The 19,719-nt window shown below is 47.1% G+C and carries 25 protein-coding genes and 1 riboswitch; of the genes, 11 read left to right on the forward strand and 14 right to left on the reverse strand.

The features are described 5' to 3' along the window. Nucleotides 1-20: 20 nt before the first annotated feature. Nucleotides 21-803 carry a rod shape-determining protein MreC gene (gene mreC / locus SPB21_RS20930; RefSeq protein WP_499867628.1) on the forward strand — a complete coding sequence of 261 codons (783 nt, stop codon included), beginning with the start codon at nt 21-23 and terminating at the stop codon, nt 801-803. A 24-nt stretch (nt 804-827) separates the two neighbouring features. Beyond that, on the forward strand, nt 828-1,382 hold the full coding sequence (gene mreD / locus SPB21_RS20935) for a rod shape-determining protein MreD (protein WP_163662685.1): 555 nt from the start codon (nt 828-830) through the stop codon (nt 1,380-1,382). On the opposite strand, the gene SPB21_RS20940 is transcribed toward mreD, so the two are convergent. The 5 genes from SPB21_RS20940 to pirA all read right to left on the reverse strand — a co-directional run bounded on the left by SPB21_RS20940 (nt 1,379) and on the right by pirA (nt 5,136). Further along, on the reverse strand, nt 1,379-2,134 hold the full coding sequence (locus SPB21_RS20940) for an HAD family hydrolase (RefSeq protein WP_163697550.1): 756 nt from the start codon (nt 2,132-2,134) through the stop codon (nt 1,379-1,381). The two genes, mreD and SPB21_RS20940, sit on opposite strands and share 4 nt — an antisense overlap. 258 nt (nt 2,135-2,392) lie before the next feature. Continuing rightward, nucleotides 2,393-2,848, reverse strand: a complete 456-nt coding sequence (gene dtd / locus SPB21_RS20945) for a D-aminoacyl-tRNA deacylase (RefSeq protein WP_163662690.1) — start codon at nt 2,846-2,848, stop codon at nt 2,393-2,395. Beyond that, nucleotides 2,848-4,008 carry a CobW family GTP-binding protein gene (locus tag SPB21_RS20950; RefSeq protein WP_163662693.1) on the reverse strand — a complete coding sequence of 387 codons (1,161 nt, stop codon included), beginning with the start codon at nt 4,006-4,008 and terminating at the stop codon, nt 2,848-2,850. The genes dtd and SPB21_RS20950 overlap by 1 nt, the downstream gene beginning before the upstream one ends. A gap of 110 nt (nt 4,009-4,118) precedes the next feature. Then, nucleotides 4,119-4,562, reverse strand: coding sequence for a tellurite resistance TerB family protein (locus SPB21_RS20955; protein ID WP_006516362.1), 444 nt, complete (start codon nt 4,560-4,562; stop codon nt 4,119-4,121). 151 nt (nt 4,563-4,713) lie between these two features. Continuing rightward, nucleotides 4,714-5,136 carry an arginine synthesis PII-interacting regulator PirA gene (gene pirA / locus SPB21_RS20960; RefSeq protein ID WP_499867629.1) on the reverse strand — a complete coding sequence of 141 codons (423 nt, stop codon included), beginning with the start codon at nt 5,134-5,136 and terminating at the stop codon, nt 4,714-4,716. 34 nt (nt 5,137-5,170) lie between these two features. Further along, a riboswitch (Glutamine riboswitch) is annotated at nt 5,171-5,279 on the reverse strand. Between the two features lie 318 nt (nt 5,280-5,597). Between pirA and SPB21_RS20965 the strand changes: the two genes are divergently transcribed. Continuing rightward, complete coding sequence (locus SPB21_RS20965; RefSeq protein WP_499867630.1) at nt 5,598-6,485, forward strand: 6-pyruvoyl trahydropterin synthase family protein; 888 nt, start codon at nt 5,598-5,600, stop codon at nt 6,483-6,485. 129 nt (nt 6,486-6,614) lie between these two features. On the opposite strand, the gene SPB21_RS20970 is transcribed toward SPB21_RS20965, so the two are convergent. From SPB21_RS20970 to rpmI, 4 genes are all read right to left on the reverse strand, one after another. Continuing rightward, nucleotides 6,615-7,157, reverse strand: a complete 543-nt coding sequence (locus tag SPB21_RS20970) for a tetratricopeptide repeat protein (protein WP_006516365.1) — start codon at nt 7,155-7,157, stop codon at nt 6,615-6,617. 58 nt (nt 7,158-7,215) lie between these two features. Continuing rightward, the gene (locus tag SPB21_RS20975) at nt 7,216-7,941 is read right to left on the reverse strand and encodes a transporter substrate-binding domain-containing protein (RefSeq protein WP_250564884.1); all 726 of its coding nucleotides are present in this window, start codon (nt 7,939-7,941) and stop codon (nt 7,216-7,218) included. Nucleotides 7,942-8,007: 66 nt separating this feature from the next. Beyond that, complete coding sequence (gene rplT, locus SPB21_RS20980; RefSeq protein WP_006516367.1) at nt 8,008-8,361, reverse strand: 50S ribosomal protein L20; 354 nt, start codon at nt 8,359-8,361, stop codon at nt 8,008-8,010. A 64-nt stretch (nt 8,362-8,425) separates the two neighbouring features. Beyond that, nucleotides 8,426-8,623 carry a 50S ribosomal protein L35 gene (rpmI, locus tag SPB21_RS20985; protein ID WP_006516368.1) on the reverse strand — a complete coding sequence of 66 codons (198 nt, stop codon included), beginning with the start codon at nt 8,621-8,623 and terminating at the stop codon, nt 8,426-8,428. An 83-nt stretch (nt 8,624-8,706) separates the two neighbouring features. Between rpmI and SPB21_RS20990 the strand changes: the two genes are divergently transcribed. The 4 genes from SPB21_RS20990 (at nt 8,707) to SPB21_RS21005 (ending at nt 10,724) form a co-directional block, all read left to right on the forward strand. Further along, the gene (locus tag SPB21_RS20990) at nt 8,707-9,102 is read left to right on the forward strand and encodes an adenylate kinase family protein (protein WP_499867631.1); all 396 of its coding nucleotides are present in this window, start codon (nt 8,707-8,709) and stop codon (nt 9,100-9,102) included. Between the two features lie 8 nt (nt 9,103-9,110). Then, nucleotides 9,111-9,341, forward strand: coding sequence for a hypothetical protein (locus tag SPB21_RS20995; RefSeq protein ID WP_499867632.1), 231 nt, complete (start codon nt 9,111-9,113; stop codon nt 9,339-9,341). An 80-nt stretch (nt 9,342-9,421) separates the two neighbouring features. After that, nucleotides 9,422-10,171, forward strand: a complete 750-nt coding sequence (locus SPB21_RS21000; protein WP_163662700.1) for a DUF561 domain-containing protein — start codon at nt 9,422-9,424, stop codon at nt 10,169-10,171. A 121-nt stretch (nt 10,172-10,292) separates the two neighbouring features. Further along, entirely contained in the window at nt 10,293-10,724 is a 432-nt protein-coding gene (locus SPB21_RS21005; protein ID WP_499867633.1) for an NUDIX hydrolase, read from the forward strand. A gap of 21 nt (nt 10,725-10,745) precedes the next feature. Here SPB21_RS21005 and SPB21_RS21010 read toward each other — a convergent pair whose 3' ends face one another. The 3 genes from SPB21_RS21010 to SPB21_RS21020 form a co-directional block, all read right to left on the reverse strand. Then, entirely contained in the window at nt 10,746-11,549 is an 804-nt protein-coding gene (locus SPB21_RS21010) for an ankyrin repeat domain-containing protein (protein ID WP_163662706.1), read from the reverse strand. 303 nt (nt 11,550-11,852) lie between these two features. Next, entirely contained in the window at nt 11,853-12,845 is a 993-nt protein-coding gene (locus SPB21_RS21015) for a ribose-phosphate pyrophosphokinase (RefSeq protein WP_163662709.1), read from the reverse strand. Nucleotides 12,846-13,608: 763 nt separating this feature from the next. Further along, entirely contained in the window at nt 13,609-13,920 is a 312-nt protein-coding gene (locus tag SPB21_RS21020; RefSeq protein ID WP_006516374.1) for a DUF3067 family protein, read from the reverse strand. Between the two features lie 403 nt (nt 13,921-14,323). Here SPB21_RS21020 and petC point away from each other — a divergent pair, with 403 nt between their 5' ends. The 4 genes from petC to SPB21_RS21040 all read left to right on the forward strand — a co-directional run bounded on the left by petC (nt 14,324) and on the right by SPB21_RS21040 (nt 18,263). Next, entirely contained in the window at nt 14,324-14,869 is a 546-nt protein-coding gene (gene petC, locus SPB21_RS21025) for a cytochrome b6-f complex iron-sulfur subunit (RefSeq protein ID WP_163662711.1), read from the forward strand. Nucleotides 14,870-14,924: 55 nt separating this feature from the next. Next, nucleotides 14,925-15,893: a cytochrome f gene (gene petA, locus SPB21_RS21030; RefSeq protein ID WP_163671594.1), complete on the forward strand. Its 969-nt coding sequence runs from the start codon at nt 14,925-14,927 to the stop codon at nt 15,891-15,893. 210 nt (nt 15,894-16,103) lie between these two features. Continuing rightward, on the forward strand, nt 16,104-17,552 hold the full coding sequence (cysS, locus tag SPB21_RS21035) for a cysteine--tRNA ligase (RefSeq protein WP_163662713.1): 1,449 nt from the start codon (nt 16,104-16,106) through the stop codon (nt 17,550-17,552). 6 nt (nt 17,553-17,558) lie between these two features. Continuing rightward, complete coding sequence (locus tag SPB21_RS21040) at nt 17,559-18,263, forward strand: TrmH family RNA methyltransferase (RefSeq protein ID WP_163662715.1); 705 nt, start codon at nt 17,559-17,561, stop codon at nt 18,261-18,263. Between the two features lie 78 nt (nt 18,264-18,341). On the opposite strand, the gene rsgA is transcribed toward SPB21_RS21040, so the two are convergent. Both rsgA and SPB21_RS21050 read right to left on the reverse strand, forming a co-directional pair. Continuing rightward, entirely contained in the window at nt 18,342-19,457 is a 1,116-nt protein-coding gene (rsgA, locus tag SPB21_RS21045) for a small ribosomal subunit biogenesis GTPase RsgA (RefSeq protein ID WP_163662717.1), read from the reverse strand. Further along, nucleotides 19,454-19,705 (reverse strand): sulfurtransferase TusA family protein, encoded by a 252-nt coding sequence (locus tag SPB21_RS21050; protein ID WP_163662719.1) that lies wholly within the window; start codon nt 19,703-19,705, stop codon nt 19,454-19,456. The genes rsgA and SPB21_RS21050 overlap by 4 nt, the downstream gene beginning before the upstream one ends. Nucleotides 19,706-19,719 lie beyond the last annotated feature (14 nt).

Consider the following 19,719-nt stretch of genomic DNA (forward strand, 5'->3'; position numbering starts at 1 on the left):
ACAACTATTGTTTGCAAATTATGTTTGCACTGAGACGCTGGTGGGATAGATACGCAACGAGGGCTGGCATTACCACCCTTGTTATCGTCTTAGCCTGGGCTATGCGTCAAAGCCAGGGTGCTGTCATTTATGAAATCTATCAGGTACTAACAGCACCGCTTCAACCTGGCCTTACACAAGCAGAGCGGCTGGAAAATGCTTACATCCTAGAGCTGCAACAACGGGTGATTGAATTAGAAAACCAAAATCAAAGCCTGCGGGAAAATATTGACTATGCTGATAGTCAAGGCAAGGTTACCGTTGCTGCTGTGATTGGGCGTAGTGCCGATAATTGGTGGCAGCAAATTACGGTCAATAAAGGTAGTTTGGAAGGCATTACAGAAGGTGACATGGCCACGGGGCCCGGGGGTTTAGTAGGTCGAGTTACTAGTGTTTCTCTAAATACTAGTCAGATTTTGTTAATTACTGACCCCACTAGCCAGATGGGTGTGAAGGTCAGTCGCAGCCGGTCCTTAGGCGTAGTACGTGGCAATGTTGACGGTCGGGTCGTTATGCAGTTTTTTGAGACTACGCCTGATGTCAAACCGGGTGATGTCATTGTCACGTCTTCTTACAGCCGTCTTTTCCCTCAAGGGATTCCCGTCGGGCGTATCGAAAGTATGGACTTAAAGAAAAGTCCCGCGCCTGAAGCTGTGATTAAACTATCGTCTCCTCTAAATATTCTTGAATGGGTTACTATCCATCCCTTTGACGCCAAAACCGACGTTAATGCTCCTCCCGCAGAGATAATCGACAATGAATAGCGCGATAGCGCTACCTGAGACAATATGACTTCATCTAAAGGGAAGGAAGCGCTATCCGACTTTCAAAAAACTTGCCTCAATATCGTTATTGTGGTGGGCTCAGGCTTAATTTGCTTGCTGCTATCTCCTATGCGCTTTCCTGGCATCGAATTGTTGGGTATCGCTCCAAACTGGTTACTAATCTGGGTCGTTATCTGGAGTATTCACCATCCCATTATCGATGGGGCCATCGCTGGGATTGTCTTGGGATTATTACAGGACGGTCTGACAGGTCCTTTTCCCACCCATGCCTTAAGCTTGCTAGTAGTAGGTATGTTGACAGCTAGGTTACAGCGACAGCGGTTGATTCAAGAAAATGTCGTGCTAGTGGCATTTATTGTTTTTGGCATGGCTGTGGTTGCCGCCACAATCATGGCTCTGCAAATGAGTTTTCGCCATCTGCTATGGCCTGATTCACCCTACCTGAGCCTTTGGCAAATTTGGCGTACCCATCAGCGAGTAGCCCTCAGTTCAGCAATTCTTAGCAGCCTATGGACACCAGCACTTTACTATCCATTGCATCGCTGGTGGAAGGGTTAGGCCGCCTGTAAAACCTGTGTCATATGACGGCTTTGAATCGCGTTGAGCAAACTAGGTTCTATAGAGGTTGGTTGGTATCGCTTTAGGTGTTCACAGCTACGAATGCCGTTGGTGAGGGCAATAGTAACGATGCCCGCTCGTTGCCCGGCAATAATATCTGCCTCTGTATCCCCAATCATGCAAGTGGGGTAAGTTTGATAACCTTGGCTTTTCTGAGCTGCGATCGCACGCTCTAGCAACGCCACCTTTTGCTCAGCTCGGTTCAAGTGGGCGGCATTGATATCAGATGCCCCAAAGATTTCGTCAACATACTGACTCAGATCATGGGCCTGTAAAAAGGCTTGCACCTGTCGAGGATGGCGTAGTGTTACTAGAACTAAACGTAGACCTCGTTCACGGTTGAGATAATGAATAGCCTTGTCAGCACCGGGCTGTAGAGTATCCCACTGTAGCAAATGGGGATGATTCACAATCCGCTGAACCTGCTGTAAAAGAGTATCGACCAGCTCTGTAGGTACCCCCGAACGAATAGCAATGTCGGTATCAGCCACTCGATTTCGTTTCATCCACCAAAACTGCTTTTTAGACAGTATTTGCAGCGATAACGCTGCACCATGACTCTCTTGGTAACTAGCTTGCAGAGTTGAAAGTCCTAAGCGATAGGTTCGGTAGTAACGCTCCGAAACATCTACGATAGGACCATCAAAGTCACAGAACAAAACCTGCCCAGCAGGCACTTGAAACGAGGACATTAGATTAATACTGTGCAGCATAAAGGGACCTGTGATAGTCGTATTCTGGGATCGTCTCTATGTAGGAAGGGTTGCTAGACCATTTAACATTTCTTTACCTTATCAAGGGAAACCGGAACTGACACAAGCGCAGCCAAAGAAAATAAAGTGGCATATTCTCTGTATTGCTTGTGTAGTGACTATCTCCTCTAAAGAATAACGATCGCCCATAGTCCCCCCAGGACGAGCTAGACCATGCATGTCAGCCCCAAGTAAAAGCTAGGCTACCCGGGCGTCTCGTTCTAAGACCAACGTAACCGGACCCTCATTATCGATGGCGACTTGCATATGGGCACCAAATTGTCCTGTTTCTACCTGTAACCCACTCTGTCGCAGTTTAGCTACAAACTGTTCATATAGCTTAACGGCCTGGTCAGGTGAAGCTGCCTGGTCAAATGAAGGACGTCGTCCCTTGCGACAGTCACCATAAAGTGTGAATTGACTAATAACAAGCAAGGCACCCTGAACATCTTGAATCGATAAATCAAAACGCCCTGACCCTTCAGCCGGGAAAAGCCTTAATGAAAGGCACTTCTGGACCATCCAATCGAGTTCTTTTTCTGTATCGGTTTCAGCGATCCCAATCAAAAGGTTAAGCCCACGACCGATACAGCCCACAACCTCACCGTCAACCATGACTTGGGATGCTGATACACGCTGAATTACAACGCGCACTAGCTGCTGAAACCTCTACCACGACCTTTGGATTCAAGGCAAAAGCATTTTTCAATTTCAGCTTTTAAGGCTTCATGGTCAAGATTTTGACCAATGAGCACCAGTTGGGTTTTCCGAGGTCGATGATTCCATTCTTCATCTTCTAAAGAAAATCGTTTACCACTGAGATGAAAGATGTGGCGCTTTTCACTCTCGTCAAACCACAAAATACCCTTGGCTCGAAAGACGTTATCCGGCAGCTTGTTATCCAAGAAATGCTGAAACTTTCGAATCGCTAGAGGTTGATCACGAACAATAGAAATCGATGTAAATCCATCTACATCCAGGTGGGAATGCTCGTGCTCATGATCATGCTCGTGATCATGTTCGCAGTGGCCATGCTCATGATCGCAATTGGCATGATCGTGATGTTCTGCGTGGGAATGCCCATGCTCATGATCATGCTCGTGCCCATGATCATGCTCGTGCCCATGATCGTGGTGCTCTTCTTTAGCCGGTTCAAAGTATTTATCAGACTCAAAAAGACCTACACTCAAAATCAGCGGTAGCGGGACTTGAGACTGAGTTGTCCGTAAGATTCGGGCACCTTCTTTAATGTCTCGCACCTTAACTTCCAGCAGATCTAGATCAGCTTCATCCACTAGATCTGTCTTATTCAGCAGAATAATGTCACCATAGGCAATTTGGTTATGGGCTGCCTGGCTGTTAAATAAATCGATGCTGTAGTTCTCCGCATCTACTAGCGTCACAATAGAATCTAATCGAGTGAGATCCCGTAGCTCGGTGCCTAAAAACGTAAGGGCTACTGGCAGCGGATCCGCCAGCCCCGTTGTCTCCACAACTAGATAATCAATCTTGTCCTTACGCTCTAATACCTTATAAACTGCCTCTAACAAATCATTATTGATGGTGCAGCAGATGCAGCCGTTGCTCAGCTCCACCATAGTATCGTCATCTGTTGTAATGAGCAGGTCATTATCAATCCCGACTTCACCAAACTCATTGACCAGCACCGCTGTTTTCAGGCCGTCTTGATTAGTCAAAATGTGGTTAAGCAGAGTAGTTTTACCACTCCCCAAAAAACCAGTAATAATCGTTACGGGCAAGCCGTGTTTGGAGTCATCCATCTGTTTGGATGGAGCTGAAATTGCAGCAGTCATAGACAAGAATAAATGGTGGGGTCGATTGGAGTTAGTGCAGAGTTTATTATCTCGTATTTGTCAGAAAATGAGGTTCAGGCTTCACTGAAGTAAAAACTTTGACTGACTCTTTATCCTCGATTTTTGATGGTCATGACTTCGACAATGGTGAGCGCTTGTTCGCTGGGGATTTCCAGAATGCGATAGAGGTCATCCAGGAAGGCTTGCTCTTGAGGTGTCACGCTACCATCGGCAAGTACTAGATCTGTTGCTAAGGCAAAAGCTGTAGGTTTTAGCTCAACTGGAAGTACGGTATTAGCCGCTTCTACTAAACGGCTAGGACTATGCTGCTGTAGCTGCTGCAGCAATCTATCCTTCATCCGAGTCATCATCTCTGTAGAGTAACTTTTGAACAGTCGCATACGGCTTAACAGCATGTCCATTTCGCGACTCTCTTGGTCAGAAAGGTATCCATCGGCAGCGATCGCAACTAAACAAATCGCCGCCAGTGCTTCTGCTGGATTCATAGAGAGCGATTCTGGCGACGGGTCAAAAACCTTATCAAATAGTCCCATAACACCCTTTTGCGAATAAGATTTGGCCGTTGATAGTCAGACCAAACTTATTGTGAAACATGATGGGGACAAACAAAAAGGAGAAGCTTTGGGAGCTTCTCCCTAACTTACTCTAGCCACGAATCTGGGAACTCAAGCGTAAAAACAGCCCTTAAGCCATTTGACGCAGTTCATCTTCCAGCTGCTGTAACAAGTTCATGTTGCCTTGTGCACGGGCCACCGCAATTCGATGCTCTAAAGAGCGGTGAATACTATCGCTATGGCTACGAGCTGCCTCACGTAGCAACTGACGACGCTCATCCATTAGAGGGGTCAGCTCTGCAAGCTTGCGCTGAAACGCCGAGAAAACTGACTTAGTCTCAGTTTGAGTTGCAACCTGACGCTGACCATGACGATCAGTCTGGTAGGCTACACCACGATAGGTAAGCTCTGCTTTAGGCTGGGGAAAAGGAACATGGCGCACATACGTATAGCGATGTTGACGGCCACGATAATTACAAAGAATGTCGCTTTCAGAAACCTCTAACATAGGCGGATTGTGGTCATAGTCGACACCACGGTAAGTAAGTTTCATGAGTGTGTCTCCTCCTGAATGAGCACCGATTACGCGTGCGTTCCTTCGGGCAGGCCAATACAACCTATGGGACTATAGTCATATAGGACACCCTACTTCCGTCTCATCGTCGAACAGGGGACGAATTCTTGGAGATGAACGAGGATTTGTTCTGTATCTATTTTTACCGTTTACAACTTAAATTAGCAACTCCTGATATTTCTGCTGAGAAATCCTAAACAGTAAAGCTTGCAAGGCTTTTCAAAATTTGATGGTTTTTAGGCAATAAAATTGTGTCAAAACTTCATGACTTGAGTTACTATCGCTCACATTAAAGCAACCCGCGTATCAAATTCCATCCCCTGAGATAACACATTAGTATCCATAGGATACTTAGACCATCATTTTCTTGACGATGGTCTATGCTTAAGGGAAAAGATTTAGCAAAAATTAATATTTGACTCGCTGTTTTTGGTATTGCTATGAAATGCACCATCAACCGTCGGGCTCAGTTTTCCGCCAGCCATCGTTACTGGCTGCCCGAACTGAGTGACGATGAAAACCAGACCAAGTTTGGTCTATGCACCCGTGCCCCAGGCCATGGCCACAACTATGAGTTGTTCGTCTCTATGGAAGGCGATTTAGATGAGTATGGCATGGTGCTTAATCTGTCCGATGTCAAAAAGGTAATTAAGCATGAAGTCACTAGTCAGCTTGATTTTTCCTACTTGAACGATGTTTGGCCCGAATTCCAAATTGACACTCCCAAGGGAGGGCTGCCAACCACAGAAAATATCGCCCGTATCATCTGGCAGCGTTTAGTCCCCCACTTACCCATTACCAACGTCCAACTATTTGAAACCTCTACCCTCTGGGCCGACTATAAAGGAAACGCCATGGAAGCTTATTTGACCATCTCCACCCATTTCAGTGCTGCCCACCGCCTGGCTCTACCAACCCTGACATTGGAGCAAAACAGCGAAATTTATGGTCTTTGTGCCCGCGTTAATGGTCACGGCCATAATTATCATCTGGAGGTCACAATCAAGGGGGAGATGGACCCACGCACGGGCATGATTGCCGACCTAGTGGAGTTTCAGAATGCCGTGAAAACCCATGTGGTGAAGCCCTTTGACCACACGTTTTTGAATAAGGATATTCCCTACTTTGCCGAAGTAGTACCCACAGCTGAGAATATCGCAGTGCACATTCGGGATTTACTACGCGGACCTATTAAGGAAATTGGAGCTAGCCTGCATAAGGTGAAATTAATCGAGAGCCCCAATAATTCAGCTGAGGTTTATTGTGAAGCAACGGCTGAAACTACTACGCCAAAACAGTCAGCGACACCAGAACTAGCAGCTGTCTAAACGGGTTCCGGGGTTTGCATTGTAGGTCTGAACGGCTGCATACCGTCGAAAATGTGGGGCTAGTCAGACATATGTCATGTCATGCGTTAGCCCCAAAACTTTAACTCCAGACGTGTCAACGTAAAACGACTACTGCTTCATTGGGATGACTACACGCTTACGTAAAGACTGTGCCCGACGCTTGGCAGTAGCGTTATCAGGCTCAACCTTAAGGGCCTGATCGTAGCTTTCTAGTGCCTGAACGGTCAGTTGCTTTTTCTCGTAGCTATGTCCCAGATTATTGAGAGCCGTTACATAACCTGGGGCAATTTTTAATGCTGCCTTATACTGACGAATCGCTAGATCAAACTGCCCTTGAGCAAAGTAGGTATATCCTAGGGCGTTATAGATTAGCGGTGCATTTTCAGCTTCTTCTTCCTCTGTTAAAGCCTTTAGGGCCTGTTGCAAATAGAGAGCTGATTGGGAAAAAAGCTTTTTATCTAACAAGAGACTTCCTAGCTCGTAATACTCTTGGGCGGTTCCCTTTTCTTTGGTGAGCTTCTTTTGTAAACGGCCTAGTGTGGTCTCAATACGGCGAGTCTTAAATACCTGGCGAATTATAAAAAAGGCTGAAAGCCCTAGTAGGGCAATAAGAATGCCCAGGTATGTCAAAAATAGGGTGCTATTCTCCATGAACTCGCTCTATCAGTTATGCGTACTGCAGTGGTCTACTTTTATTCTCCCATGGTAGCTACGGTAACCCCCAGTAGGTAGCTCGATCTTGTAACCAACCTTCGTCATCCCATTGACGAATAGCATCATTAATAGCTCGACGTAAGTCGCTGTACTGAGTCCCTTTAGGAATTGCGATCGCAACCGGCTCCACTGAAATTACTTCATCCAACAACCGATAGCGATTATCCTGCTGCTGCCATCCAGTCAGTAGCGACACATCTCCAGCAAAGGCATCTACTTGCCCCCTAGCCAATTCAGCAATGGCGTCTTGATAAGACAACACTGTCACCAGATTGGCATCAGGTAATTGATAACGGACATGGGCCAGGGTACTGGAATTGGCCAGCACCGCAATACGACCAGGGGCGAGGTCATCTAAGGTCTTAATCTGGGTTGATGTGGTGATAAACCCAGTGCCATCTAAATAATAAGGTTCACTAAAACTAGCAATGCGCTGACGCTGAGCGGTCACCGTAATTGATGCGATCGCAATATCCACGTCACCATTAACCACCACATTGACACGATCGACATTATGCACTGAACGAAACTCTACAGCTGTTTCGTCCCCAAGAAGATCCAGTGCCAATCGACGGGCAATCTCAATTTCAAATCCGTCTAACTCGCCTGTTGCATCACGATATCCCAAGGGGAACCGATTATCCTTAACCGCCACAATTAACCGACCGCGAGCCTCAATCTCAGCTAATTCAGCAGATATAGCAATTAGGGGCACAGACATCTGTGCCCCTAACAGTAAACTTATGCCTAGCAAATGTTGCCAAATATATCGCCACATGTGGCGATACTAGCCTTTCTTGCCAGCTAGCTCAACCACCTTGGTAAAGGTATCTGGATCTAGAACAGCCATTTGAGCCAGCATCTTACGATTTACCTGAATGTTTGCGGTCTTCAGATCGCCAATCAAACGGCTGTAGGTAGTGCCATTGAGACGAGCTGCTGCATTAATACGCGTAATCCACAACCGGCGAAAATCACGTTTCTTATTGCGACGATCGCGATACGCGTACCGCAGGGCCTTCATCACCTGCTGGTTTGCAGTCCGGAAGAGTTTAGAATGGGAACCCCGGTAACCCTTCGCAAGCTTGAGAATTTTCTTGCGGCGCTTGCGAGCTACATTGCCGCGTTTTACACGTGCCATATTAGGTCGTTAATAGCTAAAAACAAAAAACAATCAATTGATTGTAGAGACGTTGCATGCAACTCTACAAATAAGGCATCATGCCTTCGATGTTAGGTACATCTGCATCTACCACAACCGCCTTCTTAGACAAACGGCTCTTGCGAGCAGTGGATTTATGCTGCAACAAGTGGTTCTTAAACGCCTTACGACGCATAATCTTACCGCTTCCGCTACGGCGAAAGCGCTTTGCAGCAGCCCGACGGGTTTTAAGCTTGGGCATAGTTTTGCACTTGGATAAACTTTTACACGGTCTAATAGCTTACTACGTCTTCAGGCCTTGCTTCAATAGTCCAGTTAAGATCCGTGGAAAAAGCAATCCGACTCCGCAAACCCAGACTAGGGTTATTACGGGGAGGATATGAAAAAGGATATTTATCATCTATGCGGCTATTGATTTTAGGCGGTCCTGGTTCAGGCAAAGGCACTCAATCGCAAAAGCTCAGCGAGCACTTTGGCATTCCCTGGATTTCCACAGGAGATACCCTCAGAGCAGAAATTGCGGCTGATTCACCCCTGGGGCAGCAAGTTTCAGAAACTCTGGCCAAAGGAGAGCTGGTTTCTGACAAGTTAATGATCGCTCTAATTAAAGAGCGCTTGCAGCAACCAGATGCAGCCAAAGGGTGGATCCTAGATGGATATCCCCGCACCGCCTTCCAAGCGGAAGAACTCGACTTCTTTCTCGATACTTTAAAACTTTAAATACTCAAGTGAACTATGCCATTTGGCTGGAACTACCTGCCCATGCTCTGATTGAACGTTCTGAAAACCGAGCAGCTATTGACGATAACCCTGAAGCCCTACGCCGTCGCATTGAGACCCTGGCCGAAACCACGATTCCAATGCTCGAATACTACGATTATCGCCAACGACTCCTACGCATCGATGGCAATCAACCACCTGACGACGTTAAGCGAGAGATACTAGGAGGCATTAGCTAGAAGCAGAGGCTCGATTCTTTACTGTTGCCTGCCCCCAACCTCTGGCACAATAAGCCTGATCGATTTTGTCTGAGACACCTATGACTATCCACCCCAACCTCCATGCTGCCTTTTCTCAAGGCCATGCGCTGAAGATTATCAGTGGCTTGACCAACTTTGATGCAGCCAATGTTTTGGCCATAGCTAAGGCCGCTCAGCAAGGAGGTGCCACATTTGTTGATATTGCAGCGGATGCTGATCTTGTCCATCAGGTGAGTGAGCAAATTAGCTTACCAATCTGTGTTTCAGCCATTGATCCAACGGCATTTTTAGCGCCTGTTGCCGCCGGTGCCACACTCATTGAAATTGGTAATTTTGATGCTTTCTATGCTCAAGGGCTAACTTTCAGCGCCAATGACGTCTTAAGACTCACTCAACAAACTCGTGAGCTTTTGCCCCATATCACGTTGTCAGTCACAGTCCCTCATACACTGCCCCTGGATGAGCAAGTACAGCTGGCCGAAAATCTTGTGGCTCAGGGAGCAGACATTATTCAAACTGAAGGGGGTACCAGTAGCCAACCCAGACATTCTGGATGTATTGGCTTAATCGAGAAAGCGACGCCAACCCTAGCGGCAGCCCATGCTATTTCACGCGCTGTATGTATTCCTGTGCTATGCGCATCAGGTATTTCAGATGTCACAGCTCCCATGGCTATTGCAGCCGGTGCAGCCGGTGTCGGTGTCGGCTCAGCAGTTAATAAGTTGAATAATGAGATTGCTATGATTGCTGCTGTTCGTAGCCTGAGGGAATCTCTACAGACAGTGACCCGTGCCATCGAAAAGGTATAAATCTGATGTGCAAGTCCGAGAATTAGACAGGTGATGAGTCTTTCTAATTCTCGGGTAGAGCAATGATTATGATTGGGTAGACCCCAATGGCACCAGCACTACTGCCATTGCAGAAAACTTCATGGGCAAGCCACGTATTCGACCGATTGCCCTTGGCTTAATTCAGCATCAAGGGCATGTTTTTGTTAGCAAGGGTTACGACAGCATCAAAGATAAACCCTTCTATCGTTTTCTGGGGGGTGGCATCGATTTTGGCGAAACTAGTGTCAATGCCCTTAAACGAGAATTTCAAGAAGAAATCCAGGCAGACTTGATCAACATCAGGTACCTGACGTGTTTAGACAATATTTTTGTTTGTAACGGAAAACCTGGCCATGAGTTGATTCAGCTATTCCGTTGTGATTTTGCTGACTCTATTTTTTATCGATTAGATCAGACATACAAACTCACCGAAGGCCAGAAAACTCACGATGCTGTTTGGATACCGATCAATCAAGTACATTCAGGCATATTAAATTTAGTTCCAAACAACTGTCACGCCTACATCGATTAAGCGACGACCTACATGACGTCATCACATGGCGTCTCGCAACAGGGTAGCGATCTCACGGTTCCCCTGGGCACGGGCTAAGCCCAATGCACTCACACCGCGCTGACTTATGCGTGGGTTAGCGCCATAGTTCAGCAATAGCCTAACTAACTCTGCATTACCCACCTCAACTGCTCGATATAGCGGAGTCGCCTGATCTGGATCTGCACCTCCCGCCAGCAATGATCGCGCAATTGCCAAATTTCCTATTTCGACAGCCTTGTATAAAGAGGTAATGCCAGAAACTTGAGCATTGGCATTGCCTCCCCCCTGCAAAAGCAGTCTGACCAGTTCATGATTGCCCATCTCAGTGGCACGGTATAACAGCGGCACACCATAGGTAGTCCGCCGGTCAGGAGATGCACCAGCGTTGATTAAAATTCGGACCAGGTCAAGGTTGCCCATGTCAACGGCTCTACCCAGAGCCGTTTGCCCACCGGTACTAACCACATCGACATCAGCCCCATTGGCCACTAGCAACTGGACCATCGCTCGGTTTCCTTGTTCAGTTGCGATCGCAATTGGATACCCCTCATAACGATTGCCAGCATCTGCATTGGCACCTTGGTTAAGCACCAATTCTGCCTGTCGTATATCACCACTGCGAACAGCGTTCAGCAATCGCTGATCGAGGTCAGGCAGTCGAGCCTGCAGCGATCCAGCTTGAGCAACAGCTCCAGACAGCGAAAACGGTATACGCGCTAATTGAGTCTGTACAAGTTTAGGATTAAAAACCAACAAGGCCAGAACAGCACTAGCCAACTGGAGGATAGACGTGCTTTTTACCATGGGTTCTAAACAGCAATGTAGTTACCAAGTCTATGCATGCACCCCTAAAGTTTCCAGAGATAGTCAATGGCCAACAGCCTTCATCATCGCCTCATCAATATGTGGTACTAAGCTCATACAACGTGCGCTAAATACCAAACTGTTCCGTTACTAACACAAGAGGCCCAGACTTCATCAGCTTCCTACAAACATGAGATACTGACGGCCACGAGAAAATCAGTAAAAAATAGGAGAGGTTTTAAAAACCTCTCCATCAGAATTATTAGAGTTCATTCACACTGGATCAGTCCTAAGGATTCGACCTCAGCGAAACATACTACTAACGGAGCTTTCTTCGTGAATGCGCCAAATAGTCTCCCCCAGCAAATTAGCAATTGTGAGGGTCGTCAGCTGAGGAAACTGACGCTCCGGTGCCACAGGGATTGTATTCGTCACAATCACCTCTTCAAACACCCCACTGGATAAACGCTCCACTGCTGGTGGGGAAAACACAGCATGGGTAGCACAGGCATATACTTGGCGGGCCCCTTGGGCCCGCAGCAATCTTGCCCCCTCCGAGATAGTTCCGCCCGTATCGATCATGTCGTCCACCAGAACGGCTGTTTTGCCCTCTACATCGCCAATCAAATTCATGACCTCAGCGACATTGTGGGCTTGACGACGCTTATCAATAATGGCCAAAGGGGCATCGTTGAGTCGCTTGGCAATAGCGCGTGCCCGTGCCACCCCCCCAACGTCAGGGGATACCACCACTAAATCAGTCAGGCATTTGCTCGCCAAGTAATCAACCAGTACTGGAGCCCCATAGATATGATCACAAGGAATGTCAAAGTAGCCCTGAATTTGGGATGAATGTAAGTCCATTGCCAAAACTCGATTAGCACCCGCTTGGGTAATTAAGTTGGCAACTAATTTAGCGGTAATCGATTCTCGACCGGCAGTTTTGCGGTCCGCGCGAGCGTAACCGTAATACGGAATCACCGCTGTAATCTGACGAGCAGACGCCCGCCGACAAGCGTCAATCATGATCAGCAACTCCATCAAGTGATCATTGACCGGTCGACAGGTTGGCTGAATCAGATAGACATCACATCCACGGATGGACTCCTGGATTTGAACATACAGTTCACCATCGGCAAACTGTTTACGCACCATCGGCCCCAAATCAATTCCCAGGTAACGAGCAACCTCCCTTGAGAGGGCTGGATTCGATGACCCTGAAAATAACTTCAGGCGACTGTTGTCTTCTAAGCTAGGTACAGTGGGTTTAGCAGGCAGTGTTGCAGAGCTGATCACGGCAGGCCCTCAAAGCATACTGAGCGAATTCATGCAAATCGTAACATCGGTCTTAGAATAATTTGCTCTGTTTTTCCCTAAGTGAGATATTTCTTCGACACACACACACTAAGTTTTTGATACCAGTAAAAACATCAAGTTTTTAGTAAGTGGCCAAACAGTAGAGAATTAGACATCCATGAGTTTTTTCTCATCTTAGAAAAACTGTCTCTAACCTCAGTAATAGCTATTTAGCATAACGCTTCAATGTCTATCACTTAGAACAAAATGACAGAAATATGCTGAAATTCAGCGTACTCAGGTCATCAAATCATGGCTTGTGGCATAAGCATGTGCATTTTTATGTGGAATTGTTATTTAGGCAATTGATTTGCATGAGTAATCAATGCCAGATTTAAAATTTTGACGCCACACGTTTACCCTGCTTTTATGCAAGTTTTAGGTGACTACCAAAAAGTCAAATTAGTTTTCAAAAGCTGTAGCTTGAACCACCAGATTTCAGCAATATTTTGTATATTGCAGATTGTGTATTTAAGAATACAATTTGGTTCAGATTTTATCAGACAGATCAGCCATTAGTACATCTCTTGCCTAAATATTCCTAACCAACTCCTGCCCAAGTTCGTGCGGGCTTTAGAGACCTGAATGTAGGGCTCTAACACCTAAAAATCAAGCATTCAGCTGGGTATAATCACAGTCCCACCAATGTATAAATATGCATTATTTCAATGGGCCTCTCAGAAACTTGCTTTAAAGAAATGCACTAATCAAGCAGCCACTCAGAAGCTCGTCTTCCTAAATCGATAGGAATACTAACGGCTTTACCCAATCTAGGACGCTCATTCGTTTGCTCAATTGCAGTTTGCACCTGCGTCAAACACCCCATGGCTTCTAGATACAGCACAATATCTTTGAGATGGGCCAAATACTCGTCCTCATCCATGGGGAAAGAAACCTGCTCTAGATAACGCCACATCACTTGGAAAAAGACCTTGGTAGAAGTCTTGCGGATTTGAACGTCAAAGGAATAGCCCCATTTATTGATGAGTAGCTCTTGAAAGTCTTCTGGGGTCATAGGTCGCTAAACTGCCCGTTATTTTACATTTATTTACACGATTTCAGATAACGCACCTCTATGAGAAGTAAATAAGATACAGATTTTTCAAATCATAGGCTCAGATAGTTAATAAATGAGGTGTGGTCTGGGGAGCAACTGTCTGGTGAGGGTTTGCGTCTTTTTAAGTCATGGTTTTGCCATGGCAAAATAAGCTTCAAAAGCGACACCTACTAACTATTGAAACCAGTGAGCCTTAGGAAGAACAGTTTTTCTGAGGCGGCTAAATGCAATAATACTCATAGCAATTTGCAAACTTCTGTGACGATATGAGCCACAAATGTACTTGTGGTTACTTGTTACAGGGGTTTGTACTGGGCGATGCAGCCTTTAGATTCATACTCGCATATATAGTCTGACAGTTATGGCTCAAGCTTCTGGAAACCCTGATGTCCCTGATTTAGGGCGTCGCCAATTTATGAATCTGCTCACCTTTGGAGCAGCTACTGGTACGGCTGTGGGCGCTCTCTATCCCATTGTTAAGTACTTTTTACCTCCGAGCAGCGGCTCAGCCGGTGGCGGCGTTACTGCTAAGGATGAATTAGGTAACGATGTGGTAGCTACCAGTTATCTAGAGACTCACGGTGCTGGTGACCGCTCTTTGGTTCAAGGCTTAAAGGGTGATCCAACGTATTTGGTCGTAACTGACGATGGTACTCTTGACAGCTACGCCGTTAATGCCGTGTGCACACACTTGGGTTGCGTTGTTCCTTGGAACGCTAGCGAGAACAAGTTTAAGTGTCCTTGCCATGGTTCTCAGTATGATGCCACTGGCAAGGTAGTGCGTGGCCCAGCGCCTCTTTCTTTGGCCCTGGCTAACGCAAGTGTATCCAAAGATGATGACAAGGTAACTCTAAGCCCTTGGACCGACACCGACTTTAGAACAGGCGATGCTCCCTGGTGGGCTTAGGTTGTCTGTTTCATTTGATTTCTCTCTACGTAATTGGATTGCTAGCGTGCGACGGATGGAATTTAACTTTTTAAGCGTGTTCAATAAGCTGCTGAAGGTCATCGCTTCTAGTGCTTTAGTTGCGATCGCAACCCTAAGCTTGGTACTGACCAATGCTCAATCGGCAGCCGCCTATCCTTTCTGGGCCCAGGAAAACTACGAAACTCCTCGTGAAGCAACTGGCCGCATTGTTTGTGCCAACTGCCATCTAGGTCAGAAGAAGACTGAGATTGAAGTTCCTCAAGCTGTACTACCTGACACGGTCTTTAAGGCAGTGGTCAAGGTACCCTATGACCTTGATGCTCAGCAAGTACTGGGCGATGGTAGCAAAGGTGGGTTGAATGTAGGTGCAGTTCTAATGCTGCCTGACGGTTTTCAGCTAGCTCCTGAAGAGCGCATTCCGGAAGAGATTAAGGAAGAAGTGGGTAGCACCTATTTCATGCCTTACAGTGATGAGCATCCAAACTGGTTGCTAGTTGGCCCTGTCCCCGGTGAGCAGTATCAGGAAATTGTTTTCCCTGTTCTATCGCCTGACCCAGCCACCGATAACAACGTTAGCTTTGGTAAGTATCAGATCCACATTGGTGGCAACCGTGGTCGTGGTCAACTTTACCCCACAGGTCAAGCAACTAATAATGTGGTTTACACCGCATCCAAGGGTGGCGTGATTACAGATGTTGTTAAGGGCGACAGCGGTACGGAGATCACTATCAAAACCGCTGATGGTGAAACCGTTACCGAAAGCCTACAACCTGGTCCAGAGTTAATTGTTGCTAAGGGCGATACTGTTGAAACGGGTGCTGCTTTAACCAATGACCCCAACGTTGGTGGTTTTGGTCAGCATGACACTGAGATTGTTCTACAAAGCCCTGGTCGCATTAAGGGCCTGCTAGCCTTTTTAGGAGCCGCAGCAGTGACTCAGATTATGTTGGTGCTCAAGAAGAAGCAGGTTGAAACTGTTCAGGCTGCAAATGTGACCTTCTAGATTCATTCCATTACCTTGAGCTTGGAACCTGAGGGGCGGTACTTTTTTGTACCGCCCCTTTTTGGTGAGCCATGTATGACAGACACCGATTGAGCAATGAGCGTAATCTCATTTTTGCGAATGCTCTGCGCCATATCTTCCGGCACCAAACCGGCTTACCATAGGAAATGATGAGGCTAGAGAGCCATAGCAGTAATATTCACCCGTTTAATGAGCGTAGTCCTTTACAACACCCTATCCCGCTGCAAGGAACCCTTTCAGCCGTTACAAGCAGGTACGGCTAAGATTTACTGCTGCGGTGTAACGGTCTATGACTATTGCCACCTGGGCCATGCTCGCTGTTATGTGGTTTGGGATACAGTACGTCGCTATCTGCAATGGCGCGGCTACGATGTGCATTATGTACAAAACTTTACCGATATCGACGATAAAATTTTGAACCGTGCCCGCCAAGAGGGCACCACCATGGAGGCCGTGTCAAAACGCTTTATTCAGGCCTACCACAAAGATATGGCGCGGCTGAACATATTGGAGGCTGATGAGTATACTTACGCCACTCACACCATCGACGGCATTAAACGCCTGATTGGTGAATTAGAAAATAAGGGGTATGCCTACGCCACTGGGGGCGATGTGTATTACAAAGTACGCAAGTTTGATGGCTATGGTAAGCTCTCGGGTCGTAAGTTAGATGATATGCAAGCTGGTGCCAGCGGTCGAGTAGCGGGTGGCGAATCGAAAAAGAAAGATCCGTTTGATTTTGCCCTATGGAAAGGGGCTAAACCGGAAGAACCTTCATGGGAATCACCGTGGGGTCCAGGACGTCCTGGTTGGCACATTGAGTGCTCAGCTATGGTGCGTGATCGCATGGGTGACACCATCGATATTCACATGGGGGGAGGCGATCTCACCTTTCCACACCATGAGAATGAAATAGCCCAGTCAGAAGCGGCTACAGGTCACCCCCTCTCCCAATACTGGATGCACAATGGCATGGTGAATGTGAACGGTGAAAAGATGTCCAAGTCTTTGGGCAATTTCACCACCATTCGTCAGCTCCTGGATGCAGATGACGGTCTGCACCCCATGGCGTTACGTCTCTTTCTCTGCCAGGCTCAATATCGTAAGCCAGTGGACTTCACGGCAGATGCGATCGCATCCGCCACCAAAAGCTGGCAAACCCTCAAAGACGGACTGCTATTTGGTGCTAACCATGGTGCTCAGCTGAAGTGGCAAGATGCTTCCCTAGAGCTTGACCATGGGAGCGATGCCGTACAGCGTTTTCAGAACGCTATGGATGATGATTTCAATACGCCTGAAGCGGTAGCCGTTCTCTTTGAACTCGCCAAGGAACTCCGCCGCCAAGGTAATCTCTTGATCCATGAGGGCAAAGCTGATGCAGATAGTGACAGCCTACGGCAGCAATGGCACACACTCGTTTGCCTTGCCCAGGTCCTGGGTATTGAGGCCACCCCAGAGGATAGTCCTATGGAACAGGACGGTCCCAGTGACGAGGAAATCGCCAATTTGATCGAGCAGAGACTAGCCGCTAAAAAGGCAAAAGACTTCGCTCTGGCCGACAAAATTCGCAATGACCTGACCGCCCAAGGCATAACTCTCATTGACAAGCCTGGTGGTGTAACCGAGTGGCATCGGTAAGAGCAGATGAGCACTGCCCACCGTCCGGTGAGTAATGAGACTACCGAGGAACTCATTAATTATCTGGGAAAGTTTTTAACAGAGGAACGAAGGGCCAAAATTGAAACGGTTTTAGCCTATCGCACCCGCTATGTCACTGTAGCGCTTGAGGATCTGCACACCAGTCAAAATGCTGGGGCTGTCTTGCGTAACTGCGATAACTTTGGCATCCAAGACGTACATATCATCGAACAAACTACGAGCTTTAAGGTTAATCTCAATGTCACTAGAGGTTGCCAAAAATGGTTAACAACCCATCGTTACACCAAACGACAGGACAATACACGCAATTGCATTGCAGTCCTCAAAGCTAAAGGCTATTGCATCGTAGCAACGACACCACACACAGAGGCTTTGGAGCTATCTGCGTTGCCAACCGAGCGACCCATCGCCTTACTCTTTGGCAATGAGTTGGATGGATTATCAGAGATTGCCATGGCTGAAGCCGATAGGTTACTCAAAATTCCAATGTATGGCTTTAGTGAGAGCTTTAATATCTCAGTTAGTGCCGCGCTCTGTTTGCAGAGTATTTGCGATCGCATCCACCATTCTACTCATCCTTGGCAACTGACTTCCGCAGAGAAACAAACACTACGGCTACAGTGGTATCGAAATTCTTGTAAAAATAGTCAGCAATTGGAAGCAAGTTTTTGGAAAACATTGGGGGAGTAGGGAATGGAGAGTGAAGAACAGCCTCTGCCCCCATATCCACTCCATACTCTCTACTCCGTACCCCTCATGCGCCAAAACTCAAAACCCATATTCCTCTAGAACTGCATCATCGACATCATCAATGGACTTCGCTCCCATCACGTCGTAGCACATGTCTTGCAAGTCTTGATGATGACGACGACGGGATGTGCGACGGTATTTTTTAGCCTCTAGCTTCGGCTCGTGTTGTACCTGACCATCGCTGCCCATCTTCACTTTTTCAGTCACCTCAGCAGTGGGACGATCATCCAACTGCTGCTGATGGTGCAGTACTTCATTGAGTAAAGACAGGTAATAGTCATAGCGCTCCCACTCACCGCGAACACTACAGCCAGGCTCATCGCGATGGAGGCAGTCATTAAACTGACAGTGGCCCGCACGCTGACGGATTTCTGGGAAACATGCCATCAACGTCTCAACGGGACAAGTCAAATCAGGTTGATTAAAACCAGGGGTATCAGCTAACAAACCACCGGCTGGCAAATCAAATAATTCCACATGGCGCGTGGTGTGCCGCCCTCTACCCAGCTTGCCAGAAACTGCATTGGTGCGAGCATCCACATCAGGCACTAAACGGTTCAGAAGACTCGACTTCCCTACACCTGAAGGACCAGCAACAACACTAACTCGATGCTTTAAGGTCTCCATCAGAGCGACAGGTAGCTCTTTATCTTCTCGAACGCTTACTAGCAAAGGCTCATAGCCCCAATCACTTAAGCGCGTTTGCCAGTGGTCAATTGACTCCTGGCAAAGCAGATCCCGTTTATTGAGACAAAGGGTCACGGGAATGCCCGTGGATTCTGCTTTAACTAAAAATCGACTCAGCTGAGCAGGATCTAAGGCAGGTTCAGCTAAGGCAAACACTAAAAGGATTTGGTCAACATTGGAAATAGGGGGACGGTCGAGCAAATTGGTACGCGTTTGAATGGTTGCGATCGCGCCTCGCTTATCCTGCCAATCAATCTCTTCCACCAAAACCCTATCGCCTACAACCACCTGCTGCCCAAGTTTTTTCAAACGAGCACGGCGGGTACACAAAAAATAATGAGGTTCAGCATCTTCTAGAGACAGCTTAACTTGATAGTAATTTGCCTGACAGGCAACTACAGTTCCTTCAATGGACGATAAGGTTAAGTACTCCGTTGCTCCCCTCATACCACAGGTCGTCGCACCTGCAGTGCAAAGTAACCTTCTGGACTTACTTCCAATGCCTCAATTAGAAACCCTTCTGAACGTAGGCTATCGGGGACTTGCTCCACAGGTTCACCAGCATCCAGCCAAACTTCTAAAAGTTCACCAAGCGGCATTCGTTGCAACTTGAGCTTGGTACGCACAAAATTCAGAGGACAGGGTGTCCCACGCAAATCCAACGTTTCGTCAGGTCGATTCAAAACATCCGTCATACTACAAAAGAAAT

This window comes from Leptothoe sp. ISB3NOV94-8A (assembly GCF_043421595.1).
GTDB lineage: Bacteria > Cyanobacteriota > Cyanobacteriia > Phormidesmidales > Phormidesmidaceae > Leptothoe > Leptothoe turfae.